Source organism: Dyella jiangningensis (assembly GCF_003264855.1).
Classification (GTDB): Bacteria; Pseudomonadota; Gammaproteobacteria; order Xanthomonadales; family Rhodanobacteraceae; genus Dyella; species Dyella jiangningensis_C.
This window is the reverse complement of sequence record NZ_NFZS01000001.1, coordinates 572,716-595,953: the sequence shown is the minus strand read 5'-3', so window position 1 is coordinate 595,953 and position 23,238 is coordinate 572,716. Positions and strand designations below refer to the sequence as shown.

The 23,238-nt window shown below is 65.3% G+C and carries 22 protein-coding genes and 1 tRNA gene; 7 read left to right on the top strand and 16 right to left on the bottom strand.

The genetic code is table 11. From position 1 onward, the window contains the following. Positions 1 to 105 precede the first annotated feature (105 nt). The 3 genes from CA260_RS02575 to rplM form a co-directional block, all read right to left on the bottom strand. Positions 106 to 179 (bottom strand) — tRNA-Gln (locus tag CA260_RS02575). A gap of 67 nt (positions 180 to 246) precedes the next feature. Further along, a complete protein-coding gene (gene rpsI, locus CA260_RS02570; protein WP_111980883.1) occupies positions 247 to 639 on the bottom strand; it encodes a 30S ribosomal protein S9 in 393 nt (130 codons plus the stop codon). 9 nt (positions 640 to 648) lie between these two features. After that, positions 649 to 1,077, bottom strand: coding sequence for a 50S ribosomal protein L13 (gene rplM, locus CA260_RS02565; protein WP_019463923.1), 429 nt, complete (start codon positions 1,075 to 1,077; stop codon positions 649 to 651). Positions 1,078 to 1,217: 140 nt separating this feature from the next. On the opposite strand from rplM, the gene CA260_RS02560 reads away from it, so the two are divergent. After that, positions 1,218 to 2,426, top strand: a complete 1,209-nt coding sequence (locus CA260_RS02560) for a (Fe-S)-binding protein (protein ID WP_238149589.1) — start codon at positions 1,218 to 1,220, stop codon at positions 2,424 to 2,426. Beyond that, the gene (coq7, locus tag CA260_RS02555) at positions 2,423 to 3,064 is read left to right on the top strand and encodes a 2-polyprenyl-3-methyl-6-methoxy-1,4-benzoquinone monooxygenase (protein WP_111980881.1); all 642 of its coding nucleotides are present in this window, start codon (positions 2,423 to 2,425) and stop codon (positions 3,062 to 3,064) included. Before CA260_RS02560 ends, coq7 begins: the two co-directional genes overlap by 4 nt. Before the next feature lie 354 nt (positions 3,065 to 3,418). On the opposite strand, the gene speD is transcribed toward coq7, so the two are convergent. After that, positions 3,419 to 4,204: an adenosylmethionine decarboxylase gene (gene speD / locus CA260_RS02550; RefSeq protein WP_019465856.1), complete on the bottom strand. Its 786-nt coding sequence runs from the start codon at positions 4,202 to 4,204 to the stop codon at positions 3,419 to 3,421. A 279-nt stretch (positions 4,205 to 4,483) separates the two neighbouring features. Between speD and crp the strand changes: the two genes are divergently transcribed. Then, positions 4,484 to 5,179 carry a cAMP-activated global transcriptional regulator CRP gene (crp, locus tag CA260_RS02545; RefSeq protein WP_111980880.1) on the top strand — a complete coding sequence of 232 codons (696 nt, stop codon included), beginning with the start codon at positions 4,484 to 4,486 and terminating at the stop codon, positions 5,177 to 5,179. Between the two features lie 82 nt (positions 5,180 to 5,261). Here crp and CA260_RS02540 read toward each other — a convergent pair whose 3' ends face one another. From CA260_RS02540 to CA260_RS02520, 5 genes are all read right to left on the bottom strand, one after another. Then, positions 5,262 to 6,248 (bottom strand): bifunctional helix-turn-helix transcriptional regulator/GNAT family N-acetyltransferase, encoded by a 987-nt coding sequence (locus tag CA260_RS02540; RefSeq protein WP_111980879.1) that lies wholly within the window; start codon positions 6,246 to 6,248, stop codon positions 5,262 to 5,264. A 164-nt stretch (positions 6,249 to 6,412) separates the two neighbouring features. Beyond that, on the bottom strand, positions 6,413 to 7,114 hold the full coding sequence (locus tag CA260_RS02535) for a haloacid dehalogenase-like hydrolase (RefSeq protein WP_111980878.1): 702 nt from the start codon (positions 7,112 to 7,114) through the stop codon (positions 6,413 to 6,415). A gap of 8 nt (positions 7,115 to 7,122) precedes the next feature. Further along, positions 7,123 to 7,917 (bottom strand): indole-3-glycerol phosphate synthase TrpC, encoded by a 795-nt coding sequence (gene trpC, locus CA260_RS02530; protein ID WP_111980877.1) that lies wholly within the window; start codon positions 7,915 to 7,917, stop codon positions 7,123 to 7,125. 42 nt (positions 7,918 to 7,959) lie between these two features. Further along, a complete protein-coding gene (gene trpD, locus CA260_RS02525; RefSeq protein ID WP_111980876.1) occupies positions 7,960 to 9,027 on the bottom strand; it encodes an anthranilate phosphoribosyltransferase in 1,068 nt (355 codons plus the stop codon). After that, complete coding sequence (locus CA260_RS02520) at positions 9,024 to 9,620, bottom strand: anthranilate synthase component II (protein WP_111980875.1); 597 nt, start codon at positions 9,618 to 9,620, stop codon at positions 9,024 to 9,026. The genes trpD and CA260_RS02520 overlap by 4 nt, the downstream gene beginning before the upstream one ends. A gap of 174 nt (positions 9,621 to 9,794) precedes the next feature. On the opposite strand from CA260_RS02520, the gene CA260_RS02515 reads away from it, so the two are divergent. Both CA260_RS02515 and CA260_RS02510 read left to right on the top strand, forming a co-directional pair. After that, a complete protein-coding gene (locus CA260_RS02515) occupies positions 9,795 to 10,382 on the top strand; it encodes a hypothetical protein (protein WP_146745272.1) in 588 nt (195 codons plus the stop codon). Between the two features lie 76 nt (positions 10,383 to 10,458). Next, positions 10,459 to 10,740 carry a hypothetical protein gene (locus CA260_RS02510; protein WP_111980873.1) on the top strand — a complete coding sequence of 94 codons (282 nt, stop codon included), beginning with the start codon at positions 10,459 to 10,461 and terminating at the stop codon, positions 10,738 to 10,740. A 24-nt stretch (positions 10,741 to 10,764) separates the two neighbouring features. Here CA260_RS02510 and CA260_RS02505 read toward each other — a convergent pair whose 3' ends face one another. Genes CA260_RS02505 through CA260_RS02475 form a run of 7 tightly spaced genes read right to left on the bottom strand, consistent with a single transcriptional unit; the run spans position 10,765 to position 18,527 of the window. Beyond that, positions 10,765 to 11,901 carry an NAD(P)/FAD-dependent oxidoreductase gene (locus CA260_RS02505; RefSeq protein WP_111980872.1) on the bottom strand — a complete coding sequence of 379 codons (1,137 nt, stop codon included), beginning with the start codon at positions 11,899 to 11,901 and terminating at the stop codon, positions 10,765 to 10,767. Further along, positions 11,898 to 13,139 carry a dicarboxylate/amino acid:cation symporter gene (locus CA260_RS02500; RefSeq protein WP_111982969.1) on the bottom strand — a complete coding sequence of 414 codons (1,242 nt, stop codon included), beginning with the start codon at positions 13,137 to 13,139 and terminating at the stop codon, positions 11,898 to 11,900. The genes CA260_RS02505 and CA260_RS02500 overlap by 4 nt, the downstream gene beginning before the upstream one ends. Further along, positions 13,136 to 13,927 carry a L,D-transpeptidase family protein gene (locus CA260_RS02495; protein ID WP_425479675.1) on the bottom strand — a complete coding sequence of 264 codons (792 nt, stop codon included), beginning with the start codon at positions 13,925 to 13,927 and terminating at the stop codon, positions 13,136 to 13,138. Before CA260_RS02495 ends, CA260_RS02500 begins: the two co-directional genes overlap by 4 nt. A 25-nt stretch (positions 13,928 to 13,952) precedes the next feature. Then, complete coding sequence (locus CA260_RS02490) at positions 13,953 to 14,810, bottom strand: MurR/RpiR family transcriptional regulator (RefSeq protein ID WP_111980870.1); 858 nt, start codon at positions 14,808 to 14,810, stop codon at positions 13,953 to 13,955. Between the two features lies 1 nt (position 14,811). After that, a complete protein-coding gene (locus CA260_RS02485; protein WP_111980869.1) occupies positions 14,812 to 15,909 on the bottom strand; it encodes a dipeptide epimerase in 1,098 nt (365 codons plus the stop codon). A gap of 53 nt (positions 15,910 to 15,962) precedes the next feature. Continuing rightward, positions 15,963 to 17,366, bottom strand: coding sequence for an SH3 domain-containing protein (locus CA260_RS02480; protein ID WP_172461701.1), 1,404 nt, complete (start codon positions 17,364 to 17,366; stop codon positions 15,963 to 15,965). Positions 17,367 to 17,375: 9 nt separating this feature from the next. After that, positions 17,376 to 18,527, bottom strand: coding sequence for a DUF819 domain-containing protein (locus CA260_RS02475; protein WP_111980868.1), 1,152 nt, complete (start codon positions 18,525 to 18,527; stop codon positions 17,376 to 17,378). 161 nt (positions 18,528 to 18,688) lie between these two features. Between CA260_RS02475 and CA260_RS02470 the strand changes: the two genes are divergently transcribed. Next, the gene (locus CA260_RS02470) at positions 18,689 to 20,182 is read left to right on the top strand and encodes a transglutaminase-like domain-containing protein (protein WP_111980867.1); all 1,494 of its coding nucleotides are present in this window, start codon (positions 18,689 to 18,691) and stop codon (positions 20,180 to 20,182) included. Positions 20,183 to 20,263: 81 nt separating this feature from the next. Further along, on the top strand, positions 20,264 to 23,227 hold the full coding sequence (locus CA260_RS02465; RefSeq protein WP_425479674.1) for a TonB-dependent receptor: 2,964 nt from the start codon (positions 20,264 to 20,266) through the stop codon (positions 23,225 to 23,227). The last annotated feature ends 11 nt before the right edge of the window (positions 23,228 to 23,238 follow it).

The following is a 23,238-nucleotide window of genomic DNA, read 5'->3' as shown; positions in this document are numbered from 1 at the left end:
GCTGGGCGCTGTCCTGTCGTTCCAGACGAATTTGTCGAACGTGCTTTGCCTCCTTTGCCCCAGACCAAAAACAAAAGGCCCGCCATGAGGCGGGCCTTTTGTTTTTGGCTGGGAGACTAGGATTCGAACCTAGATAAACGGAGTCAGAGTCCGTTGTCCTACCGTTAGACGATCTCCCAAAACCCTGCGGAGCGGTGCGCTCTGACCTTGATGCACCGGACCGTCGAAGCAACTCTCCGAGGAGAATTAGCGCTTCGAGAACTGGGTAGCGCGGCGGGCCTTGTGCAGACCGACCTTCTTGCGCTCGACCTCGCGGGCGTCGCGGGTCACGAAGCCAGCCTTGCGGAGCTGGGTCTTCAGGGTTTCGTCGTACTCGATCAGCGCGCGAGCGATGCCGAGACGGATCGCACCGGCCTGGCCGGTGATGCCGCCGCCAGCGACGGTCACGTTGACGTCAAACTTGTCGGTGGCTTCGATCAGTTCGAGCGGCTGGCGCACGATCATGCGCGAGGTCTCGCGACCGAAGAACTGGTCGAGGGTCTTGCCGTTGACCGTGATCGCGCCGGTGCCCTTGCGCAGGAACACGCGAGCGGCGGAGGTCTTGCGGCGGCCGGTGCCGTAATTCTGCTGGATCGCCATGATGATTCCTTAGATTTCCAGCGCCTGCGGCTGCTGAGCGGTATGCGGATGTTCGGCGCCGCCGTACACCTTGAGCTTGCGGTACATCGCGCGACCGAGCGGGTTCTTCGGCAGCATGCCCTTGACGGCGATTTCGATGACGCGCTCCGGGTGGGTCGCCAGCATGTCCTTTAGACTCGTGGTCTTGAGGTTGCCGACGTAGCCGGTGAAGCGGTGGTACATCTTGTCGTCCAGCTTGGCACCCGTGACGGCCACCTTCTCGGCGTTGACCACGACGATGTAATCGCCGGTGTCGACGTGCGGGGTGAATTCCGGCTTGTGCTTGCCACGCAGACGGCGGGCGATCTCGGTCGACAGACGACCGAGCGTCTTGTCCGTGGCGTCAATCACGAACCAATCGCGCTTGACGCTTTCCGGCTTGGCGCTGAACGTTTTCATTTCAGAATACCTGGTCTGCCGCCACTAGGGCGGTACACGTAATCGGTGGAACAAAGGCGCGAGATGATAACGGAGTTTTCATCAATCGCGCAAGCCCACCGACCGGTGGGATGCGAGCTGGCAATGATAGCATGACCCGCATGGCGCTTGAAAAGCCCCCCCATACTCGAAAACAGAAGATCGCCGCCCTTGCCGACCAGTGCGTGCAATGCGGCCTGTGCCTGCCCACCTGTCCGACCTACGGGCTGGACGGCAATGAAGCGGAGTCTCCGCGCGGGCGCATCGCGATCGCCGCGGCCCTGGCCCGGGGCGACGCCGAGCCCACCGATGCCTTGCGGATCCATCTCGACCATTGCCTCGGCTGCCTCCATTGCGAGCGCGTCTGCCCCGCCAACGTGAAATACGGCGAATTGCTGGTGGAAACACGGGCGATGATCGGCCCCGTGAAGCATCGCCCACGGGGGCTGCTGACCTTGCTGAAGCAGCCCACGCTGCTGCGCCTGGCGGCCCGGCTCGGCGGCGCGACGGGCATGGCGCACTGGAAACGTCGCCTCGCGGCCCGGCTTCCCGCGCAATCCGCCTGGCGGGCAGCGCTGGAGACATGGCCTGACACTTCGGGCTCGCCGAAACCCGAGCCATCGGCCATCGCCTCTTCCGATGCGATCACGGTCGCGCTGTTCCCCGGTTGCGTGGCCAGCATCGAGGATGCCGATGCAGAGGCGTCGGCCATGATGTTGCTTCGCGTCGCGGGCTATCGCGTCATGCGACTGCCGGCCTTCTGCTGCGGCGCCATCGACCTGCATGGCGGAGAGATGCCGGCCGCCGACGCGCTGGCCGAGCGTACGCGGGAAACCTGGCACGCATCAGGCGCTGCGCATCTGGTCACGGTCACGCCGGGCTGCCTCGGCACGTTGCGGCGCGCACTGCCTGGCGTGGCGGTGGACGATCCGGTCAACCTGCTCGTTGCGCGCATGGATCGGCTGCGGTTTGCCCCCCTCGCCCGACGCATCGCGCTGCATCTGCCTTGCACCCAGGTGAATGTCGCGCGCAATGAAGGCTCGCTGCAAAAGCTTTTGCGGGCGATCCCCGAGCTCGACCTGCAGGTGGTGCCGCGCGCGCCCTACTGCTGCGGCGCCGCGGGTACGCACATGCTCGAATTCCCCGAGCGCGCGGATCGCCTGCGCGATGCCACGCTGGGACAGATCGCCACCGTAGCGCCGCAGCAGCTGTTGTCGTCCAATATCGGATGTCGCCTGCATCTTGCCGCAGGCATGGATGCCGAGGGCCGGCGTTGGCCCCACCTGCATCCGTTGACCCTGCTCGCGCAGCAACTGGAGGATTCGCCATGAACGCACGCACGCTTTCCCCGCTCGACCGCCTGCTTGCCGGCGTCGAGCGCGCACTGGAAACCGTGGCCGGCGCACCAGAAGCCGCTCGCCCCTCGCCGGCCGATACGTTCGACGAAGCCGACATGGACGACGCCGAGCGCCGCCATGCCGCCGGCCTCATGCGCATCAACCATACCGGCGAAGTGTGCGCACAGGCGCTCTACGACGGTCAGGCCGCGCTGGCGCGTACCGAAGACAACCGCGCCCATCTGCAGCACGCCGCCGCCGAGGAAACCGACCACCTGGCCTGGTGCGCCGATCGCCTGAAGGAACTCGACAGCCGCCCCAGCCTGCTCAACCCACTGTGGTACGCCGGCAGCTACGCCATCGGCGCGTTGGCCGCACTGGCTGGTGACCCGGTGAGCCTCGGCTTCGTGGTGGAAACCGAGCGCCAGGTGGAAGCGCACCTGGAAGAACACCTCGACAAGCTGCCCGCGCAGGACGAGCGTTCCCGCGCGGTGCTGATGCAGATGCAAGCCGATGAGATCCGCCACGCCCACGCTGCCCGCGAACGCGGCGGCGTGGACCTGCCCTTCCCGATTCCCGGGCTGATGCATTTGTCGTCGATGGTGATGAAGGCGGTGGCGTACCGGGTTTAGTGCGGCGGTGTAGCGGTCTTCTGTAGGAGCGCACCCAGTGCGCGACCGCCGCGTGGCGGTGTGCCTCGCCCATCTAGCCGCGACAATCGCCGACTGAGGCGAGCATGCCGGTTCGCGGTCGCGCACTGGGTGCGCTCCTACAGAGGAAAAATAGGTAGTTTCCTCGCGAGCACCCGGCCCTCTCCCCGGAGGGGAGAGGGAGATGGCGCTGTGGCATCTCCAGACTCCCTCACCAGAAAAGTGACTCGGCGGCCCCACGGGACTCTGTCGCGCACTGGGTGCGCTCCTACAGTTCAGGGCGAGGCGTCCCGGCGTGCCATAAAAAAACCCGCCTTTCGGCGGGTTTTTCGTGGATCACATCAGGTTGCGGCCGTGGAACAGCTCCTCGATCTCCCGGCGCAGCAGCGACTCGATGCGCTGGCGCTCCTTGAACGAGAGGTCGTCGGCATGCGCCTCGAAGAGGTAGGTATCAAGGTCGAAATCCTTGATGTGCATCTTCGTGTGGAACATGTTCTCCTGATACACGTTCACGTCGAACATCTCGTACTTCTGGCGGATGTGCTTGGCCAGGTAGTCCTGCACCGAGTTGATCTTGTGGTCGATGAAGTGCTTCTTGCCCTTCACGTCGCGGGTGAAGCCGCGCACACGGTAGTCGGCGATGACGATGTCCGACTCGAAGCTGTCGATCAGGTAGTTCAGGGCCTTCAGCGGCGAGATCACGCCGCAGGTGGCCACGTCGATGTCCGCACGGAAGGTCGCGATGCCGTTGTGCGGATGCGTCTCCGGGTAGGTGTGGACGGTGATGTGGCTCTTGTCCAGGTGCGCGACCACCGCATCGGAGATCGTGTCGCGGCCAAGCTTCTCCACCACCGGCTCCTCGGAAATGAGGATGGTCACGGAGGCACCTTGCGGATCGTAATCCTGGCGTGCGATGTTGAGGATGTTGGCGCCGATGATCTCGGCCACATCGGTCAGGATCTGGGTCAGGCGATCGGCGTCGTACTGCTCATCGATGTACTCGATGTAGCGCTGGCGCTGTTCTTCGGACACTGCGTAGCAGATGTCGTAGATGTTGAAGCTCAGTGCCTTGGTCAAATTGTTGAAGCCCTGCAGACGCAGGCGCGGAAGCGGTTTCACCACAGCGACTCTCCAGGCCGGGATCATGGCCAGCAGCAGAGGGCGGGTTAGCTACAAGGGTCCCCGCTAGATAATTGAACGTGGAAGCAGGAAGCTTCCACGACCCTTGTGACCGGAGCGCGACAGGACTGTCGCGTCCGAAAGACCGTGAAGTATGCGGCAAAAAAAGGGAAAACTGAACCTTCGGCTGCAGAAGTTAGTTTGCCATAATGCCCGGAGGGGAAAGGATTGGACTGCCGGGGGACGCTTGCGGCCCCCCGGATCGACTCGACGGGACTCAACGTGGCGCAACTCAAATACCAGCTACAGCAAGCTTTCGAACGTTCCCAGGCACCGGCCAGCTTTGCGCCGGATCCGGCCTCGATGGAGCGCTTCCTGGCGCTTTGCCACCGGCGCCGCTACCCGGGCAAGACGGCCATCATCCGGCCCGGCGACCCGGCGAACACCCTGTACTACATCGTCGATGGCTCGCTGGCCGTTTGCACGGAAGATGAACAGGGACGCGAGCTGATCCTGGCCTACCTGAGCCGCGGCCAGTTCATCGGCGAGATGGGCCTGTTCGTCGAGCAGGCGCAGCGCGAGTCGATGGTGCGCACCCGCACTGCCTGCGAAATGGCCGAAATCAGCTACGAGCGCCTGTTCCAGCTGATGGAAGGCCCGCTGCGCGAGGAATGCCCGAAGATCCTGTTCGCGATCGGCTCCCAGCTCACGCACCGCCTGCTGCGCACCTCGCGCCAGGTGAGCCGCATGGCCTTCATGGACGTGACCAACCGCATCTCCAAGACCCTGCTGGACCTGTGCCAGGAGCCGGATGCGATGACCCATCCCGACGGCACCCAGATCCGCATTTCGCGCCAGGAAGTGAGCCGCATCGTGGGCTGTTCCCGCGAAATGGTTGGCCGCGTGCTCAAGCAGCTGGAAGAACAGCGCATGATCGACGTGGCCGGCAAGACCATCGTGGTGCGCGGCACGCGCTGAGCACCATGTCGTCTGTCCCGGCGCTGCCGGGGCAAGCGAGCCCAAGCACGCCGCCCGGTCCTGGCCGGGCGGCGTCTTCGTTTCAGGCCCTGGTGGCCGCCGACCGGGCCTGTCCCTTCGCCGGCTGGTAGACCATATAGACATCCGCCCGCTCGTAGTGCGAGCCGGACCGGACCGCCGGCTGCATCACGAAGCCGGCCTGCTCGTACATGCGCAGGGCGGTCTTCAGGCGGCTGTTGGATTCCAGGAACAGCTCCCTGCCCTCGCGGCGATGGAACTCGGCAATGGCCGCCGCCAGCAGGCTGCGCCCGGCACCCATGCCGCGAAAGGTCTCGTCGACGCCCATCTTGGAAAGCTCGTAGACACCCGGCGATTCCTGCAGCAACGCGCAAGTGCCAATGACCTCGCCGGCCAGGCGGGCGAAGAAGATCGCTCCGCCGGGCGCCAGCACGTAGCGCTCAGGGTCACCCAGCAGCACCCGGTCGATGTCCTCGATGCGGAAGTGGCGTTCCAGCCATTGCGCATTGAGGCGGTAGAAATGTTCTTTCAGTGCCGGCTCGTACGGCACGACCTCCAGCGTGGCGCTGGTCAGCGCGGCGTGCTCGGCGAGCATCGCCTCGACCACGGGACGCTCCTGCAACGCCTGCTCGGTCGCGGAAAGCGCCGCCAGCAGGGTTTTCAGCCCGTCTTCGCCCAGCGACTGCATGATGCCGCGCCGCACCGCCACCCAGATCGGACCGAGCGCCGACAGCGCCTGGCGCCCCTTGGCGGTCAGTGCCAGCAGGCTGCGGCGACCATCCTGGGCATCCTTGCGCCGCTCGACGAGGCCGGCATCCACCAACTTGTCGGCCAGCTGGCTGACCGCCGAGTGGGTCTGGCCGATCGCCGTGGCCACGTCGCTGACGGTGGTTTCGCCGTGTTCCCACAGGAAACGCAGCACCGGAAACCAACGCGATTCCACGCCGGCGCCACAGGTGCGGTAGACCTCGTCGACGGCGCCGTAGAAATGGTCGCTAAGCGACTTGAGCCGGCTGCCGAGCGCAAGTTGGGCGAGCGACGGAAGGTACATGGCAAGTCCCTGTGATGCTTATGTAAGCCCTAACGTAGTTCCGCGGCCGTGATGGAAGCAAGCATTCGCCATGCTGTGGGAGCGCACCCTGTGCGCGACCGGACGTGCCCAGTCGCGCACAGGGTACGCTCCCGCAAAAGCGGCTTTTGGAGAGGAAGACCTGGTCAGAACCAGTCGACGCGGGTGATGGTGCGGCCCAGCGCCTTCTCCAGCTTCTTGCACAGCTTGGGCGTGCCATTGACGAGCACGGCCTCTGCGGCAGGCTTGAGCATGGGGGCGTCGACCACCGAATCGCTATAGGCCACATGCCACTCGCCAACGCCGAAGGCTGCCAGTTGCAGTGGCTTGCGACGGCCCACGTTGTGGAGTTTCACGCGCATGCCCAGCAGGCCGGGACGCAGTTGCGAGGCCAATACTTCCACCTCGGACAATCCCAGCTGCTGGAGGATATGGCTCACCAGCATATGTTCGCAGCCGGTGACCACGATGACGCGATCGCCGGCTGCCTGGTGCCGCCGCAGTGCATTCAGGCCATCGCGGCAGAACTGCTTGGGGCGGCGTACGAGGCTGTTGGCGAAAGCCTCTGCAGCGGCGCGGTAGCGCTGCTCGCTCATGCCGAGCAAGGCCACGTGCACCAGCGTGTGCGTGGCGCGCCGACGGGAGAACGGCATTACCAGCAACAGCCACGGCAAGGTCAGCAGCGCACCGATCTTGCGCAGCACCGAACGCTGGTAGCGGTCGCGCACGAACAGGTCGAAGGCGTCGCCATGGATCAATACGCCGTCGAAATCGAACAGCACGGTGCGCGGCGAGACCACGATGGCATCCGCCGCGGCCGGCTCGACATTGGTTTCCCCTGTAGACATCGGAATGCTTACGTCGTGGCGAACAGTCGCTTGAGTTCGGCGCCCGGGTCATCGGCGCGCATGAAGGCCTCGCCGACGAGGAACGCATTGATGCCGGCATCGCGCAGCGTGGCGACGTCGTCGGTCGTATGGATACCCGACTCGCTCACCAGGATGCGGTCGTACTCCATGAGTTGCTGCAGTTCGATCGAGGTATCGATCGAGGTATGGAAGGTGCGCAGGTTGCGGTTGTTCACGCCGATCAGCGGCACCGGCAGCGCCAGCGCGCGTTCGAGTTCTTCCGCATCATGCACCTCGCACAGCACGTCGAGATCGAGTTCGGCGGCCAGCAGCGAGAGCTCCAGCAAGGCCGCGTCGCCGAGCGCCGCCACGATCAGCAGGATGCAGTCGGCGCCGATCACGCGCGCCTCGTACACCTGGTACGGGTCGATCACGAAGTCCTTGCGCAGCACCGGCAGCGAACACGCTGCACGCGCCTGCTGCAGGAAATCCTCGCTGCCGTGGAAGAAATCGCGATCGGTGAGCACCGACAGGCAGGCCGCGCCACCCTGCTCGTAGCTGCGCGCGATCGCGGCCGGATCGAAGTCCTGGCGGATCACGCCCTTGCTCGGGCTGGCGCGCTTCACTTCCGCGATCACCGCCGGCAGGCCGGCGTCGATCTTGGCTTCGATGGCGTCGGCGAATCCGCGCGTATCCGGCAGGTCGCCCACGCGAGCGGACAGTTCGACCAGCGGCAGCTTGGCGCTGCGCTCGGCGACCTCTTCGGTCTTGCGGGTGAGGATGCGTTGGAGGATGTCGGTCATGGCAAAAGCTTGCGGGGATGGGGCATGAAGAAGGCGTGAGCGTCAGCAGGCTTGCGCCAGACGCCGCGTCGTCGCCACGAAGTCGTCCATTTTCGCACGGGCCGCGCCCGCTGCGATGGTGTTTCGGGCCAGCTCGATGCCGGCGGCGATGGAATCCACCACGTTGGCCGCATACAACGCTGCGCCCGCATTGAGGCAGACGATGTCGTGCGGCACGCCGCGGCGTCCTTCGAGTGCTTCCAGCAGCATGGCGCGCGATTCCTCGGCGTTTTCCACGCGCAGGTTGCGGCTGGACGCCATGGCTAGGCCGAAATCCTCCGGCTCCACCTCGTACTCGCGCACGTTGCCGTCGCGCAGCTCGCCGACCAGCGTCGCTGCACCCAGCGAGATTTCATCCATGCCGTCGCGGCCCCACACCACCAGCGCGTGCTTCGTGCCCAGCTGCTGCAGCACGCGCACCTGGATGCCGACGAGGTCGGGGTGGAACACGCCCATCAGCATGTTCGGCGCGCCGGCCGGATTGGTGAGCGGCCCGAGGATGTTGAACAGCGTGCGCACGCCCATTTCCTTGCGCACCGGCGCCACCACCTTCATCGCCGGATGATGATTGGGCGCGAACATGAAGCCGATGCCGGTTTCCTCCATGCATTGCGCGACCTTGGCGGGCGAGAGGTCGATCACCGCGCCCAGTGCTTCGAGCACGTCTGCGCTGCCCGACTTGGACGACACGCTGCGCCCGCCGTGCTTGGCGATGCGTGCGCCTGCCGCGGCGGCGACGAACATGGAAGCGGTGGAAATGTTGAAGCTCGACGCGCCATCGCCGCCGGTGCCGACGATGTCGACGAAATGCTCGTGCGCCGGCAGCTCCACCTTGGCCGACAGCTCGCGCATCACGCGCGCCGCGCCGGTGATCTCGCCGACGGTTTCCTTCTTCACGCGCAGGCCGGTGATGATCGCCGCGGTCATCAGCGGGCTGACTTCGCCGCGCATGATCTGACGCATCAGCTCGATCATCTCGTCATGGAAGATCTCGCGATGCTCGATCGTGCGTTGCAGGGCTTCCTGCGGCGTGATGGTGACGCGGCGGCCGACGGTCGATGCACCGTTCATGCCGCGAGCTTCAGCGGCAGGCCCAGGAAATTGCGCAAGAGGTCGTGGCCGTACTGCGTGAGGATCGATTCGGGATGGAACTGCACGCCCTCGACCTTCAGCGTCTTGTGGCGCAGCCCCATGATCTCGTCGATCGAGCCGTCGGGATTCTCCGTCCACGCGGTGACTTCCAGGCAATCGGGCAGCGAATCCTGTTCGACCACCAGCGAGTGGTAGCGCGTGGCCTCGAACGGATCCGGCAGGCCAGCGAACACGCCCTGCCCGCGATGGCGCACCGGCGAGGTCTTGCCGTGCATGATCTGCTTGGCGCGGATCACCTTGCCACCGAACACCTGGCCGATCGCCTGGTGGCCCAGGCATACGCCGAACACCGGGATCTCCCCGGCGAGCTCACTCAGCACGTCCAGCGACACGCCGGCGTCGTCCGGCGTGCCCGGCCCCGGCGAGATCATGATGTGCGTGGGCTTGAGCGCGCGGATACCCGCCACATCGAGCGCATCGTTGCGCACTACTTTCACCGACTGCCCTAGCTCGCCCAGGTACTGCACGAGGTTGAAGGTGAAGCTGTCGTAGTTGTCGATCATCAGGAGCATGGGGACGCCAACATGGGGGTTGAGTGCCAGGAACCGGGCCGAAGGCGGCGCCGGAACCTGCATTGTGCTCAAACCCGCGCCGCACTGCAGCAACCTCGACGTTTCCTCGCCCTGGACCGTGCTATATCGAGGCCGGATTTCCAGACCATGCGCCACAGCATGGGGAGCGAGGCCATGAAGGTCGCCATCGGGTTCAAGGCGCACTCCGGCTGGGCTGCCGCGGTGGCGGTGGCGCTCCAGGACGAGCATCCGCGCCTGATCGACCGTCGACGCCTCGAGCTCGTGGCCACGCACGATGCCGCCTGGGCCAGGCAGCCCTATCACGCCGCCGAGGGCATGACGCCGAGCCAGGCCGATGCGCTGGTCCAACGCGGCATGGCCGCCGCGCGGGAAGCCTCCGCCAGCTCCGTGGATCGCTGGGTGTGCCAGCTGCGTGAGGCGGGGCACGACATTGCCGGCGGCAGCGTGCTGACGGCGCCGCCCATGCCGGCCTGGACCACCGCGCAGATTCTTGCCGTGCACATCCGCATGCATCAGGCCGAAGGAAAGTTGTTTCCCGATGCGCTGGCCGCCGCCGTGGCCGCTTGCGGCCTGCCCCTCGGGCTGATCCCGGAGCGCGCGCTGGACCAGCTGGAACCCGCTGCCTGCCCATGGGCCGAAGACATTGCGTCCCTGGGTCGCTGGGCCGGTCCGCCATGGGGTGCCGACCAGAAGCATGCCGCCATGGCCGCGCTGGTGGTGTTCGGCGCCCGACTGCACTGAAAGTGCCTACCGCCTTCACAACTCGGTCATCGAACGCGCGCATACTGCCCTTCCGCAAGAACAGGGAGGGGGCACGATGCATGTCATCGCCGAACTGGAGCAGCGCCTGCGTGATTCACGCCGCTTGATGGCGCTGGAAGAAGAGCACCTGCGTCGCGTGCGCGACGCCGGCCTGGACAGCACCGATGCGGAATGGCTGCTCGAGCTGCGCCGGCGCTACATCGAGCGCCTGGAAAGCCGCCACGACCATATCGTGGCGCGACGCATGACGGCTCACGCGAACGCCAATGTGCCGTTGTCGACCGTCAGCAACGAGGAAGTCCCGCAACCGCAGGGCATTTCCAGCCACACCGTATAGCAATGGGCTGGCGATGGCGCCGTGCTATCGCGAGAGACGCCGCGGCGCAAGCACGTCGGCGGTGACGCCGGCGGCCTGCAGATGCTCCGGCAGCGCGCGTCCCAGGACGAGGTTCGCGCAGGCTTCGCCCATCGCGGCGGAGGTCTGGATGCCGTAGCCGCCCTGCGCCGCCACCCAGAAGAAATCGTTGCGGTCCGGCGCGAAGCCTCCCACCAGGTCGCCATCGGCGACGAACGAACGCAATCCCGCCCACGTACGGGTGGGCCGACGGATGGTCATCGTGGTGGCTTCCTCGATGCGGTGGATGCCCATGGCGATGTCGAGTTCTTCCGGCTGCACGTCATGCGGCGACACCGGGTCGGCGTTCGCGGGACAACCCATCAGCAGGCCGGCATCGGGCTTGAAGTAGAAGGTCTCTTCCACGTCCATCACGAAGGGCCAGTGCGCGGTATCCACGTCCAACGGTGGCTGGAACAGGAAAGCCGAACGGCGCCGGGGCTGGATGCCGATCGGGGCGACGCCGGCAAGGGCGGCGACTTCATCCACCCACGCGCCGGCGGCGTTCACCAGCAGCGGTGCGCGGAACGCTTCGTCGCCAGCATCCACGAACCAATGGCCCGGTCCGCGTTCGATCGAACGGATGGCGACGTTGACGCGCAGCTTGCCATCCCGCGCACGCAGCGCGCGCAGGAAGCCCTGGTGCAGCTCGTTGACGTCGATGTCCGCGGAGCCCGGTTCGAACAAGCCGATCTCCGCCGCTTCCGGGCGCAGCACGGGCACCCTGCTCCGCAACCAGTCGCCGTCGACCATGCGCACGCCATCGCCGAGCGGCGCCATCTCCTCGTACATCGCCTGCACGGCGCCCGCCTGCTCGCTGCTGCCGATGATCACCGTGCCACGCGGCGACAGGATCGGATGCTGGGCGAAGCCTTCGGGCGGACGCTCCAGGAATGGCCGCGTGGCCCGCGACAGCGCGCGCACCTGTGCCGAGCCATAGGTCTCGGAGAACAAGGCGGCGGAGCGGCCGGTGGAATGCACGCCGGCGTGCTGCTCGCGCTCGAGCACCACCACGCGTGCGTGGGGCGCCAGGAAGTAGGCGACCGAAGCGCCGGCCATGCCGGCACCGATGACGATGACATCAGCTTCCGTGATCGTGCTCATGCAGTTTCCGCAGCAGATTGGCGCGCCACCACGCTGGTGGCGGTAAGGTCGGCCGTGACGTTGCCCAGGGTGGCCAACGCATCAGGCAGTGCATCGACGGCGAGCATCAGGCCGAGCGGGCCGACCGGCACTCCCATGGCCTGCGCCACCGGCAGGTTGGTCGCCATGAAGCTCACGGCGCCCGGCAATCCCACCGAGCCCAGGCTGATCACCACGGCCAGCAAGGCCGCCGCGGCGAGCTGGGCCGCGCTCACCTCGATACCGTAGGCCCAGGCGATGAAGCAGGCAGACACCACGTACTGCACCGGGCTGGTCAGTCGGAACAGGCTCACCGCCATGGGCAACACCAGCGCATTGACCTGCGCGGGATAGCCGAGCCGGCGCTCCGCACTTTCCAGCATCGCGGGCAACGAGGCGAGCGAGGACTGCGTGCTGGCCGCGACGATCTGTGCCGGCACCAGTGCCGGCACGAAGCGGCGCAATGTCTCGCCACCCCAGACCATCGCCACCGGCAGCATCAGCAGCGTCACCGCCACGTACAACAGGCATTCCACCAGTACATAGATGCCCAGCGCGCTGAGCATGTGCAGGCCGGCGCGCGCGCACACGGACAGGATCAGCGCGAACACGCCCAGCGGCGCCACCCACAGCACCCAGCGCACGACGACGATCATGGTGTCGGCGATGGCCTGGAAGAAATGGATCACCAGCTGCCGTCGCTCCGCGTCGATGCGGGTGAGCCCGAAGCCGAAGAACAACGCGAACACCACCAGCGGCAGCATCGCGCTCTGCGCCGCGGCCATGATGGCGTTGGAAGGCACGATGCCGTTGAACCATTCCGCCCAGCCCACGCCCGTGGCCGTCGTCGGCGCGTGCGTAGCGACTGCGCTTTCCAGTGCGCGGGTCAGTCCGGCGTTGTGCGAAAACAGCGAGAACAGGCGAGGAGCCGCGGCTGCGGCGAACAAGGCGCCGCCGGTCAGGATCAGGATGAAGGCCACGATCGCGCGTCGCGCAATGCGTCCCGATGCTGCCGCGTCGCTGGCCGTGTTCACGCCGACCACCACCAGCGCGAACACCAGCGGCACCACCGTCATCTGCAACGCGTTGAGCCACAGGCGTCCAAACGGCTGTACCGCATTGGCTACCTGCACCGCATGGTCGGGTTGCCACGCCGCCAGCGCCAGGCCGCCCAGGGCGCCCAGCGCAAGGCCGATCAACACCCGCGTCGTCGCGCTCAAGGCTGCTTGCCCCATACGGGCAGATGCCAGGTCGCGGCGAGACGCCGATAGGCGTCCTGCGGCAACAACACGAATACGGGCTGGTCTTCCGGTTTCAACCAGGCCAGCAGTCCGCGCATGGCCGATTCCGGCATCGCCGTACAGCCGGCGGTGGCGTCGGTGGGTGATTTCCAAAGATGCGCGAAGATGCAGCTGCCGTTGCCGGCCTTGCCTTGTGCGTTCTGCTCGATCACGAAGCCGAGCTTGTAGCGCTGGTCGCCATCCAGATGAAGATCGCGACGCATCGGCTCGCTGGAACCGGCGACGGCCTTCTCGCCCACCTTGTTCGCATCGACGATCTGGTTGTAGTACGGCGAACCGTCGACATCGACGCACCAGTCGCTCATCTGCATCGCCTGGTAAGGCATGCGGGTATCCGCATGGTCGGCATAACCGAACACCGGACCGATGCGGAACACGCCCGCAGCGGCACGGCCATCGCCTTCGTGCTTCTGCGGCCCCTCGGTCTGCGGGCCGTTGAGACCCAGCCCCCAGGCCGCGCCCGACCGTCCGACGGTGACATCCTGCGCGGTGCCGACGGCCTGCCACGTATTGTCCTTGCGCTCGTAGGTGCGCAGCACGCCGTGATCGGCGTTCCAGTCCGGGGTGACCACCAGCACCATCTGCTTCGACTGATGCCAGTTGGCGTCGGCCTGCGCGGCGGACGCCTGTCCGGCGACGTAGGCCGCGGCGCCCACGCCCAGCACGAACATGGCGTGGAGAAGGGAATGGCGATGCACAGGCTTCATGGGACCCCGGTTTCGCTACGGATGACTACGGTTCGAGTGCTTGCTGGACGCGTTCCAGGTTCGCCAGCAACTGAACGTGGCGCTGCTCGTCGCCTTCGCACAATTGCACGAAGACGCGATCGAGCAGGTGCTGCAGCGCGGACTGGTACAACACCGGCTGGATGTACGGGCGATCGTCGTGTGCCGAGACCAGCAGCGCGAGATCGGCAAGTGCGCGCAGCGGGTTGGAGGTATGGCGAGTTACGGAGATCAGCAGTCCACGCCGCTCACGGAAGAAGCGGCCGATCTTGCACAGCGCCTGGTGGCTGCCGTGCTCGGAGAACACCAGCAGCACGTCGCCCGCGCCCGCGGCCGACACGCTCGCGGCCATGCGCGGCGCATCGAAGTTGTGCACGCTCGGAATGCCGAGCAGCGACAGGCGCAAGGCGAAGCTGCGTGCATAGATGTCGTCGTCGCCCAGGCCGATCATGAAGACCTTGCCCTTGCAGCCTGCCGCCGCAATGGCATCGGCCACGGCCTGCAGCGTCTTGGGCGCATTGATCAGGCGGGTTTCCTCTTCGGCCTCGGACTTGCGCCGCCAGAGCTCGTTGGCGCGCAGCTCGGTTTCGCCGCCGCGCAGGTCGGTGGCGATCTCGCCCGCGTCGCCATTGTCCGCGCGGGCAATCGCCTCGCCCACCGAGTATTTCAGGTCGGGATAGCCCTTGAAGCCCAGCTTCTGCGTGAACTTCACCACGCTGGACTGGCTGATGCCCAGCGCGTTCGCCAGTTGCTGCGAGGAGTAGTCGCGCAGCAACTGGGCGTTTTCCAGGATGAAATCGGCGATGCGCCGCTCGACCGCCGACATCTGGTCGCGCTCGGAGCGGATTTTCACCAGGGATGACATGTCAGTCGCTCAGTTTTTCCAGGCCACGGATCTCCCGGATTCCCAATCCGGGCGCGTCGGTGACCGAGATCTCCGACTCGTTGAAGATCACGCCCCCGTCGATGGGGTTGTACTGGCACAGCGAGGGGCCGTCCAGATCCACCTTGGTGATCACCGCCGACTTGGCCACCGCGACATGCACCGCGGCCGCCACGCTGATGCTCGTCTCCAGCATGCAGCCGATCATGCATTCCACGCCGTACATCGCGGCGATGTCGGCGATGCGGATGGCGTTGGAGATGCCGCCGGTCTTCATCAGCTTGATGTTGATGATGTCGGCCGCGCGCATCTGGATCAGGTCGATCACTTCCATCGGGCCAAACACGCTTTCGTCGGCCATGATCGGCGTGTGCACGCGCTCGGTGACATAGCGCATGCCTTCCAGGTCGCGCGCCTTCACCGGCTGTTCCACCAGCTCCAGCCGCACGCCGGCGTCTTCCAGCGTCTGCAGTGCATAGACGGCCTGTTTGGCCGTCCAGCCCTGGTTGGCGTCCAGGCGCAGCAGCGCGCGGTTCTCCACCGCAGCATAGATGGCCTTGACGCGCTCGATGTCAACGCCGATGTCCTTGCCCACCTTGATCTTCAGCGACTCGAAGCCGCGCTCCACCGCACTGATGGAATCGGCGACCATCTTGTCGATGTAGTCCACGCTGATGGTGATGTCGGTGGTGATCACCGGGTCGCCACCGCCGAGCAGCTTGTACAGCGGCGCGTTGTAGAGCTGGCCCCACAGGTCGTAGATGGCGATTTCCACCGCGGCCTTGGCGCTGGTGTTCTTCTCCATCGAACTCTGGATCAGCTGGGTGAGCCGGTTGAGGTCGGCGATGTCCTGGCCGATCAGACGCGGCGCGATGTAATGGCGGATCGCGTCGACGATCGATCCATGCGTGTCGCCGGTGATGACGGCCGTGGCCGGCGCTTCGCCGTAGCCGACGTGGCCGGTATCGGTGTGCACCATCACCACGATGTCTTCGACCGTGCCCACGGTGCGCAACGCCGTCTTGAAGGGTGTCTTCAAGGGCACCCGCAGCATGCCGAACTGGATGTCGGTGATCTTCATGAGACTCGGAGGCTTCCTGTCTTCGAAAGGGAGAATGGAGGTGGCCGCAGCCATTACGGGTGGACGTGCACGATGCTGGTCATGCGGTCGACGTAGCTGTGCTTGCTGTCCCACATCAGCGGCAACAACGGCGTCACCGACACTTCGTTGAGCTTCACGCGGCGCATCGCGCCGCTGCCATCGAGGTAGCTGATGCCACCCGTGTCGTGGATGACATAGGGCGCGCCGTTGAGCTTGCCGATCACCATCATCACGTGGCCGGGGATATAGACCAGGTCGCCCACGTTCAGCGCCAGCGCGGCCTTCATGCGCGCGTCGTGGCTGTCCTTGTCGGTGAATGCCTGATGGGTCAGCCCGGGGCTGATCGCCTGCTTGCTGGTGTTGCGCGGCATCTGCACACCCATGCTTCGATAGACGTCCGACACGAATCCGCTGCAGTCGCGTCCGTCGTAGGCATGGCCCCAGCCATAGCGTTCGCCGAGGAATTTGAAGCCCTGGCGGATGATGTTGGCTTCCGTCAACGGCAGGTAGGCGTCGCCGGTGTCGGCCAGGCGCTGCACCAATGCGGGCGAGAACGCGAGCTTGCCCTCGGCGCCCTGCAGTGGCAGCTCCACCACGTAGGAGGCATACGGCGATTGCCCGTTCACCGGCTGGTCGGCCGGATGATCCGACAACACCGGCACCGCGACGCCCATGTCCAGCTGCAGCTGCGACACGCCAGGCTGCTCGGGGGTGAACACCGTGGCGACGTTGTCGCCGGTGACGATGCGCAGCGGCGTCTTGCCCGCATAACCGAACACTTCGGCGGAAGAACCTTCGGCAACATTTTCGTGGCGCGTCCACGCGGCATAGCGCGGGCTCACCACGAACAACCATTGGCCGTCGCGGCTTTCATGCGCGATCACCACCGGCGTTCCAGGAAACTCCGCCGTCTCCTGGAAACGATCGATGTCGTGATCGTCAACGGAAGTGAACACCCGCAGGTCGGTGGGGAAGGTGCGCAGCGCAGCGCGCTGCACCACCAGGCCGTAACGCGTGGGTTGCTGCGCGGGCACGCGATCGAGCGCGAGCTGGTCGGTGACTTCCTGTTTGAGCGTCGCAGGCACCGGCTTGCCGTTCACGTCATATAGCGGCTTGGAGGGGTACTGCGACAGGTCCTTGATCCAGCCCTCCACCTTCGCGCGATCGAGCGCCGCCGGCAGCGCCTTCAGGTCGTGCATGGAAGGGTCGACCTGCAGCAACCTGGCGTTTTGCGCCTGGATCGCCGCGGGATCCAGCAGCACGCGATCGGGCTGCGCCAGCTGCTTGATCCAGAAATCCGGAGTGAGCATCGCGTTGTTGCTGATGCCGACGACGCCCGAAGGCGGCACGGGGACCGTGTCGGGCCCCTTGTCGGCCATGGCCGGTGCGGCGACGAGACTGGCGACGGCAAGTGCAACGCTGGGCATGAATCGCATGATGGTTTCCTATGCAATGGCCAGCGACGACATCACCGACGCCACCAGCAGACCGAACGCGGTACCGAGGATATAGCCGAGCAGCGCCAGCAGGATGCCCACCGGCACCAGCGAGCGCGAATAGCTGGCCGCAAGAATGGGCGTCGCCGCCACGCCGCCGATGCAGGCGAGCGAGGAGATGCCGCACAGGTAGAGATCGAAATGGAACACGCGTGCGGCGAGTGCCAGCAGCACCGCATGGATCGCGATGATGCTGATGCCACACATCAGGTAGAGCGGCGCCGAACCGATGCCCTCGAAGTTGCTCTGCGAGGCCAGCACGGCCACCACGCTGATCAGCATGGCGCTGGAGATCGTGTTGGCGCCGGCGAAACGCGACAGCGGCGTCTGCGCCGCGACCAGCCCGAAGCCGGTGGCGAGCATGATGGTCCAGGTGGTGGGCGAGACCATGTCGGTGGTGGGCAGGCGATCGGCGAGCCACGCCGAGAAGGCGCCCACCAGCAGGGCCATGCCCAGCCACAGCAAGACGTTCTCCGGCGTGGTCGGACCATGGCTGCGAGCCTCTTCGACCACCATGTCCGCGCTGGACTTGGCGCGCGTCCAGCGGTTGAAGCTCGTCGCCAGGCGGCCCAGGCCGAACAGCACCACCACCCACATGGAGTAGCACAGCGCGTCGGTGAGCAATGACATGGCCAGCAGCCGATCCGGCATACCGATGGCCTGCTTCACCGCCACCATGTTGGCCGTTCCGCCGACCCAACTGCCGGAAAGCGCCGCCAGGGGTTGCCAGGCATTGCCCGACAGCCAGTAGCGGAACACCAGGAAGGTCGCGATGAAGGCCACGAACAGGCAGATCATCGTGACGAAGAACACCGCAAGAACACGCGGCCCCAGCCGAAGGATCGCGAGCAGGTCGCAATTGATCATCAGCAGGAACAGCAGGGCCGGCACCATGTGCCCGATCAACAGGGTCTGCGTGGCGCGGATCTCCTCGTTCACCTGCCACAGCCCGGTGACCGCCAGCGCGGTTACCAGCAGATAGGTGAGAACGATGGGCGGCAGCACTTCGAAAAACCGCCACTTGAAACGCCGCTCCAAGGCGGGAAACAGGCCCGCCGCCAGCAACATGACAGCGAGATAAGGCCAGGCCGTGTGGATCATGCGTCCCCTCTGGTTCCCCTGATCGCCTGTCATGGAATATCTAATTCAGACAGGTTTCGGTCGAAGCATAAATTATTGACCACCGATTGCAAGCATGCTACACAGCGGCGGTGTCGCCATTTCTTGCGAGGGGAGTTGCAGTGAAGATGGCTCGATCATCCATGTCCTTGCAGGCTCGTCGCGCCTTGCCGGCCGCGCTTGCCTTTGCCTGTCTGCTGGCTGTCGGCGCATCCCGTGCCGATACCGACCCAGTGCCCCCTCCCTCACCCGTGCAGCATGCCATCGCGCTCATTGATGCGGGGCAGTTCAAGTCGGCTGACGCTGACATTACGAAGGCGCTGGCCGAGCCCGGGCTTCCGGCAGGCACACGCGATGAACTGTTGTTCCAGCGCGAGCGCATGCGTCGCATCCTGATCGACTTCACGCTGGATGCCGAAGCCGCCAAGGCACGCATCCGCAAGCAGGTGCCCGACCTCAGCGATGCCGAATTCACCCGCTGGGATCGGCAGGGCCTGCTCGAACACATGGTGATCGACGGACGCACGCTCTATTTCAAGCGCGCGCCGAATAACCTGTTCCTGCTCAGCAAGGAAGCCGCATCACGTCGCAGCAAGCCATCGCCGTCGAACGACGACCCGATGGAAACGCTCAACGAACACCATCGCGCCGCGCGCGCCGAAGCGCTCGCCACGCATCGCACCAGCGTCACGCCCAACCACGTGCGCGTGACCGAAACGGTGACGGTCAACGCGGATGCGGTGCCGGCCGGCGAAACCATCCGCGCCTGGCTGCCCTTCCCGCGGGAACTGCCTGGCCAGCAGGAGCAGGTGCGGCTGGTCGACAGCCAGCCGTCCGGTGCGAACGTGGCGCCGGCGTCGACCATGCAGCGCACGGCGTACCTGGAAAAGAAGGCCGAGGCCGGCAAGCCGACCACTTTTGCCGTCACCTACGAACTCACCATCTACGCGCAGTACCACGAGATCGACGCCAACAAGGTGGTGGCGCCGAAGCTCACGACCGAGCTGAAGCCGTTCGTGGAAGAACGCGCGCCGCACATCGTGTTCACCGACGACCTGCGCGCGTTCTCGCGCAAGATCGTCGGCAACGAGAAGAACCCTTATCGCATCGCACAGAAGCTGTTCGCCGCGGTGGACCAGATTCCCTGGGCCGGCGCGCGCGAGTACTCGACCATCAGCAACCTCAGCGACTACACGCTGCATGCGGGGCACGGCGATTGCGGCCAGCAGACCATGCTGCTGATCACGCTGCTGCGCCTCAACGGCATCCCGGCCCGCTGGCAATCGGGCTGGATCTTCTCCGACGGCAAGTACAACAACATCCACGATTGGGGCCAGCTCTACCTCGCGCCCTACGGCTGGGTGCCGATGGACGTGACCTTCGGGCAGCTGCATCCGGGCACGGGTGACGACCCGGCCCTGCAATGGTTCTACCTGGGCGGACTCGACGCCTACCGCATCGCCTTCAACAGCGATTTCAGCCAACCCTTCGTGCCGCCCAAGCAGCACTTCCGCTCCGAGACGGTGGACTCGCAACGCGGCGAACTCGAATGGCGTGGCGGCAATTTGTACTTCGACCAGTGGGACTACGACTTCACTTGGCAGCTGCTGCCCGTGCCAGAGCGCACCGGCGGATAAGCCGCTTTTACATCAACGACGGCAAGAACCGGGGGAGACGGGGAGATGGGCAGTCGATATTTTCGAAGGACCGTGCTGTGCATGGCGCTTGGACTTGGGCTGGCCTCGATGGCCGCGCCCCAGGCGCACGCAGGTAATAACGACGGCACGGTGGTGGGACACACCGAAGCCGGCGCCGTGGTCACCATCAACAATGCGCAGACCGGTTTCTCGCGCACGGTGACCGCCGATGCCAAGGGCAACTATCGCATTCCGTTCCTGCCGGTGGGCGACTACGTGCTTTCGGTCGCCAAGGACGGCAAGGAACTCGTCGCGCCGGCCAACGTGACGGTCACGCTGGGCAACGCCACCACCGTGAACCTCGGCGGCAACGCGCAGAACCTCGATGCGGTGAACGTGACCGGCACGGCCATCATCACCGCGGTGGACGTCACCTCGACCGAGTCGGCCGTCAACATCTCGCGCGAAGAACTGCGCCGCTTGCCGGTGGACCAGACGCTCGCCTCCGTCGCGCAGCTCGCGCCGGGCGTGGTGAAGGGCGCCTCGTCGTTCGGCGGCCTGTCGTTCGGCGGTTCGTCGGTGGCGGAGAACGCCATCTATGTGAACGGCCTCAACGTCACCGACTTCTACAACCGCAACGGCTATTCCGAAGCGCCGTTCAACTTCTACCAGGAATTCCAGGTCAAGACCGGCGGCTACTCGGTGGAGTTCGGCCGCACCACCGGTGGCGTGATCAACGCGGTGGCGCGCTCGGGCACCAATGAATTCCACAGCGGTGTGGAACTGACCATGGAACCGGGCGCATGGCATTCGGAGGCGAAGGACCGCTACGACAGCAACGGCGACCGCTATCTCACCGCCAGCAAGGATCGCGATTCGTTGATGAAGACGAACGTGTGGGCGTCGGGCCCCATCGTGAAGGACAAGCTGTTCTTCTTCGCCATGTACGAAGCACGCGGCGAGTCGCCCCGCAACACCAATGACGAAGGCACGGCGCTCACCAGCAACCGCGCCAACCCGGGCTTCTGGGGCACCACGATCGACTGGCGCATCAACGACAGCAACCTGCTCTCGCTGATGGCCTTCTCGGACAAGGACAAGAACACCGGCACGGTCTACAACTACGACTACGACACCGACACCATCGGCGCCAAGACCAACGAGATCTACACCGATACCGGCGGCAAGAACTGGTCGCTGACCTACACCAACTACTTCACCGACAACCTGTCGATGAAGGTGCTGTACGGCGAGAACCGCCGCGAGTCGTTCACCCGTTCCCTGGCCGACATCGAGTGCAACCACGTCGCCGCCGAGAACGCCGTCGCCAAGCCGGGCGTGCCGTTGGGCTGCACCACCAGCACCTCCGTTTCCAAGCGCAACGACCTGCGCAAGGAAGGCCGCGCCGACTTCGAGTGGAAGCTGGGCGACCACCTGCTGCGCTTCGGTTACGACCACGAGGACGATGATTCCGATTACGCGCGTCGCTACCCGGGTCCGGGCGCGATCTACTACAACGTGTATGCCGCCACGCCGGGCTCTTCGATTCCCAACCCCAACGGCGGCGGCGTCATCCCCGCGGGATACAACGGCTACGTGCGCGCACGTCGCTACGAGATCTCCGGCAACTTCGACACCACCAACGATGCCTTCTACCTCGAAGACAACTGGCAGGTCACGCCCAACCTGCTGTTGAACGCCGGCATCCGCCGCGATGGCTTCGACAACATGGATTCGGCCGGCCACAGTTACATCAAGATGGACAACATGTGGGCGCCGCGCTTCGGCTTCTCGTGGGACATGAAGGGTGACGGCACCACCAAGATCTACGGCAACCTCGGCCGCTACTACCTGCCCGTCGCCAACGTCATCAACATCAAGCAGGCCGGCGGCCTGCTGGACGAGCGCACCTACTACGCGTTCGGCGGCTGGCAGACGCTGACCGACGCCAACGGCAACCAGTACGCCATGCCCGTCCTCGGACCGCAGCTCGGTGGCGTGGACACGTCGCAGGGCAACGGCACCGTGGGCGACCTGCGTTCGGAAGTGAACAAGAACATGGACCAGGTGTACCAGGACGAGCTGATCCTGGGCTTCCAGCAGATGATCAACGACAAGTGGTCGTGGGGCGTCAACGGCACCTACCGCAAGCTGCACAACGCGATCGACGACATGGAGATCAGCGCCACCGGCAAATGCGGCCCGGACGGCTATATCGGCTGGGTGATGGGCAACCCGGGCAAGAAGAACACCGTCTGGGGCGACACCAACTGCGACGGCACGCCGGACGGCTGGGTCACCGTGGATACCTCGAAGGAAGGCTGGGCGATGTATGACGCCGACGGCAACTATCTCGGCCAGCGCGGCTGGGTGAAGCCCAAGCGCACGTACACCGCGCTGGAGTTCCAGATCGACCGCGCATGGGACGACAAGTGGGCCTTCAATGCCTCGTACGTGCTCTCGTGGAACCGCGGCAACGCGGAAGGTCCGGTCAACTCGGATACCGACTTCGACGATACCGGCCGCACCGAGAATTTCGACAATCCATGGGTGAACTTCGGTGGCGACGGCTACCTGCCCAACGATCGTCGTCATCAGATCAAGATGCGCGGCACCTACGCCATCACGCCGAACTGGCAGGTGGGCGGCGACCTCAACATCGCTTCCGGCGGCCCGATCACCGGCTTCGGCGTGGGCAATCCGTACGACGACACCAACTACCACAGCTATTACATCTGCGTGGCGAACTGCGATTCGCCGCGGTCCGAGGACCGGGTCTACCAGTCCTCGCCGCGCGGCAAGTACGGCCGCATGCCGTGGACCTACAACCTCGGCGCCAGCCTCACCTACCTGCGCCCGCTGGGCGACAAAGGCCAGCTGCGGGTGAAGTTTGCCGTGTACAACCTGTTCAACGAACAACAGACCATCGCCGTGGACCAGGACCTGCAGACCACCATTTCCAACAGCACCAGTTCCACCTTCAAGCAACCACTCCGTTTCCAGCAACCACGTTTTGCTCAACTCACCGTATCGGTCGATTTCTGATTTGACCGTCC

Bases quoted from the DNA above. Each gene is read 5' to 3' on its own strand.
- rpsI (WP_111980883.1), bottom strand. From the start codon at position 639: ATGGCGATCCAGCAGAATTACGGCACCGGCCGCCGCAAGACCTCCGCC.
- rplM (WP_019463923.1), bottom strand. From the start codon at position 1,077: ATGAAAACGTTCAGCGCCAAGCCGGAAAGCGTCAAGCGCGATTGGTTC.
- CA260_RS02560 (WP_238149589.1), top strand. From the start codon at position 1,218: ATGGCGCTTGAAAAGCCCCCCCATACTCGAAAACAGAAGATCGCCGCC.
- coq7 (WP_111980881.1), top strand. From the start codon at position 2,423: ATGAACGCACGCACGCTTTCCCCGCTCGACCGCCTGCTTGCCGGCGTC.
- CA260_RS02540 (WP_111980879.1), bottom strand. From the start codon at position 6,248: ATGTACCTTCCGTCGCTCGCCCAACTTGCGCTCGGCAGCCGGCTCAAG.
- CA260_RS02535 (WP_111980878.1), bottom strand. From the start codon at position 7,114: ATGTCTACAGGGGAAACCAATGTCGAGCCGGCCGCGGCGGATGCCATC.
- trpC (WP_111980877.1), bottom strand. From the start codon at position 7,917: ATGACCGACATCCTCCAACGCATCCTCACCCGCAAGACCGAAGAGGTC.
- trpD (WP_111980876.1), bottom strand. From the start codon at position 9,027: ATGAACGGTGCATCGACCGTCGGCCGCCGCGTCACCATCACGCCGCAG.
- CA260_RS02520 (WP_111980875.1), bottom strand. From the start codon at position 9,620: ATGCTCCTGATGATCGACAACTACGACAGCTTCACCTTCAACCTCGTG.
- CA260_RS02515 (WP_146745272.1), top strand. From the start codon at position 9,795: ATGAAGGTCGCCATCGGGTTCAAGGCGCACTCCGGCTGGGCTGCCGCG.
- CA260_RS02510 (WP_111980873.1), top strand. From the start codon at position 10,459: ATGCATGTCATCGCCGAACTGGAGCAGCGCCTGCGTGATTCACGCCGC.
- CA260_RS02505 (WP_111980872.1), bottom strand. From the start codon at position 11,901: ATGAGCACGATCACGGAAGCTGATGTCATCGTCATCGGTGCCGGCATG.
- CA260_RS02495 (WP_425479675.1), bottom strand. From the start codon at position 13,927: ATGAAGCCTGTGCATCGCCATTCCCTTCTCCACGCCATGTTCGTGCTG.
- CA260_RS02490 (WP_111980870.1), bottom strand. From the start codon at position 14,810: ATGTCATCCCTGGTGAAAATCCGCTCCGAGCGCGACCAGATGTCGGCG.
- CA260_RS02485 (WP_111980869.1), bottom strand. From the start codon at position 15,909: ATGAAGATCACCGACATCCAGTTCGGCATGCTGCGGGTGCCCTTGAAG.
- CA260_RS02480 (WP_172461701.1), bottom strand. From the start codon at position 17,366: ATGCGATTCATGCCCAGCGTTGCACTTGCCGTCGCCAGTCTCGTCGCC.
- CA260_RS02475 (WP_111980868.1), bottom strand. From the start codon at position 18,527: ATGATCCACACGGCCTGGCCTTATCTCGCTGTCATGTTGCTGGCGGCG.
- CA260_RS02470 (WP_111980867.1), top strand. From the start codon at position 18,689: ATGTCCTTGCAGGCTCGTCGCGCCTTGCCGGCCGCGCTTGCCTTTGCC.
- CA260_RS02465 (WP_425479674.1), top strand. From the start codon at position 20,264: ATGGCGCTTGGACTTGGGCTGGCCTCGATGGCCGCGCCCCAGGCGCAC.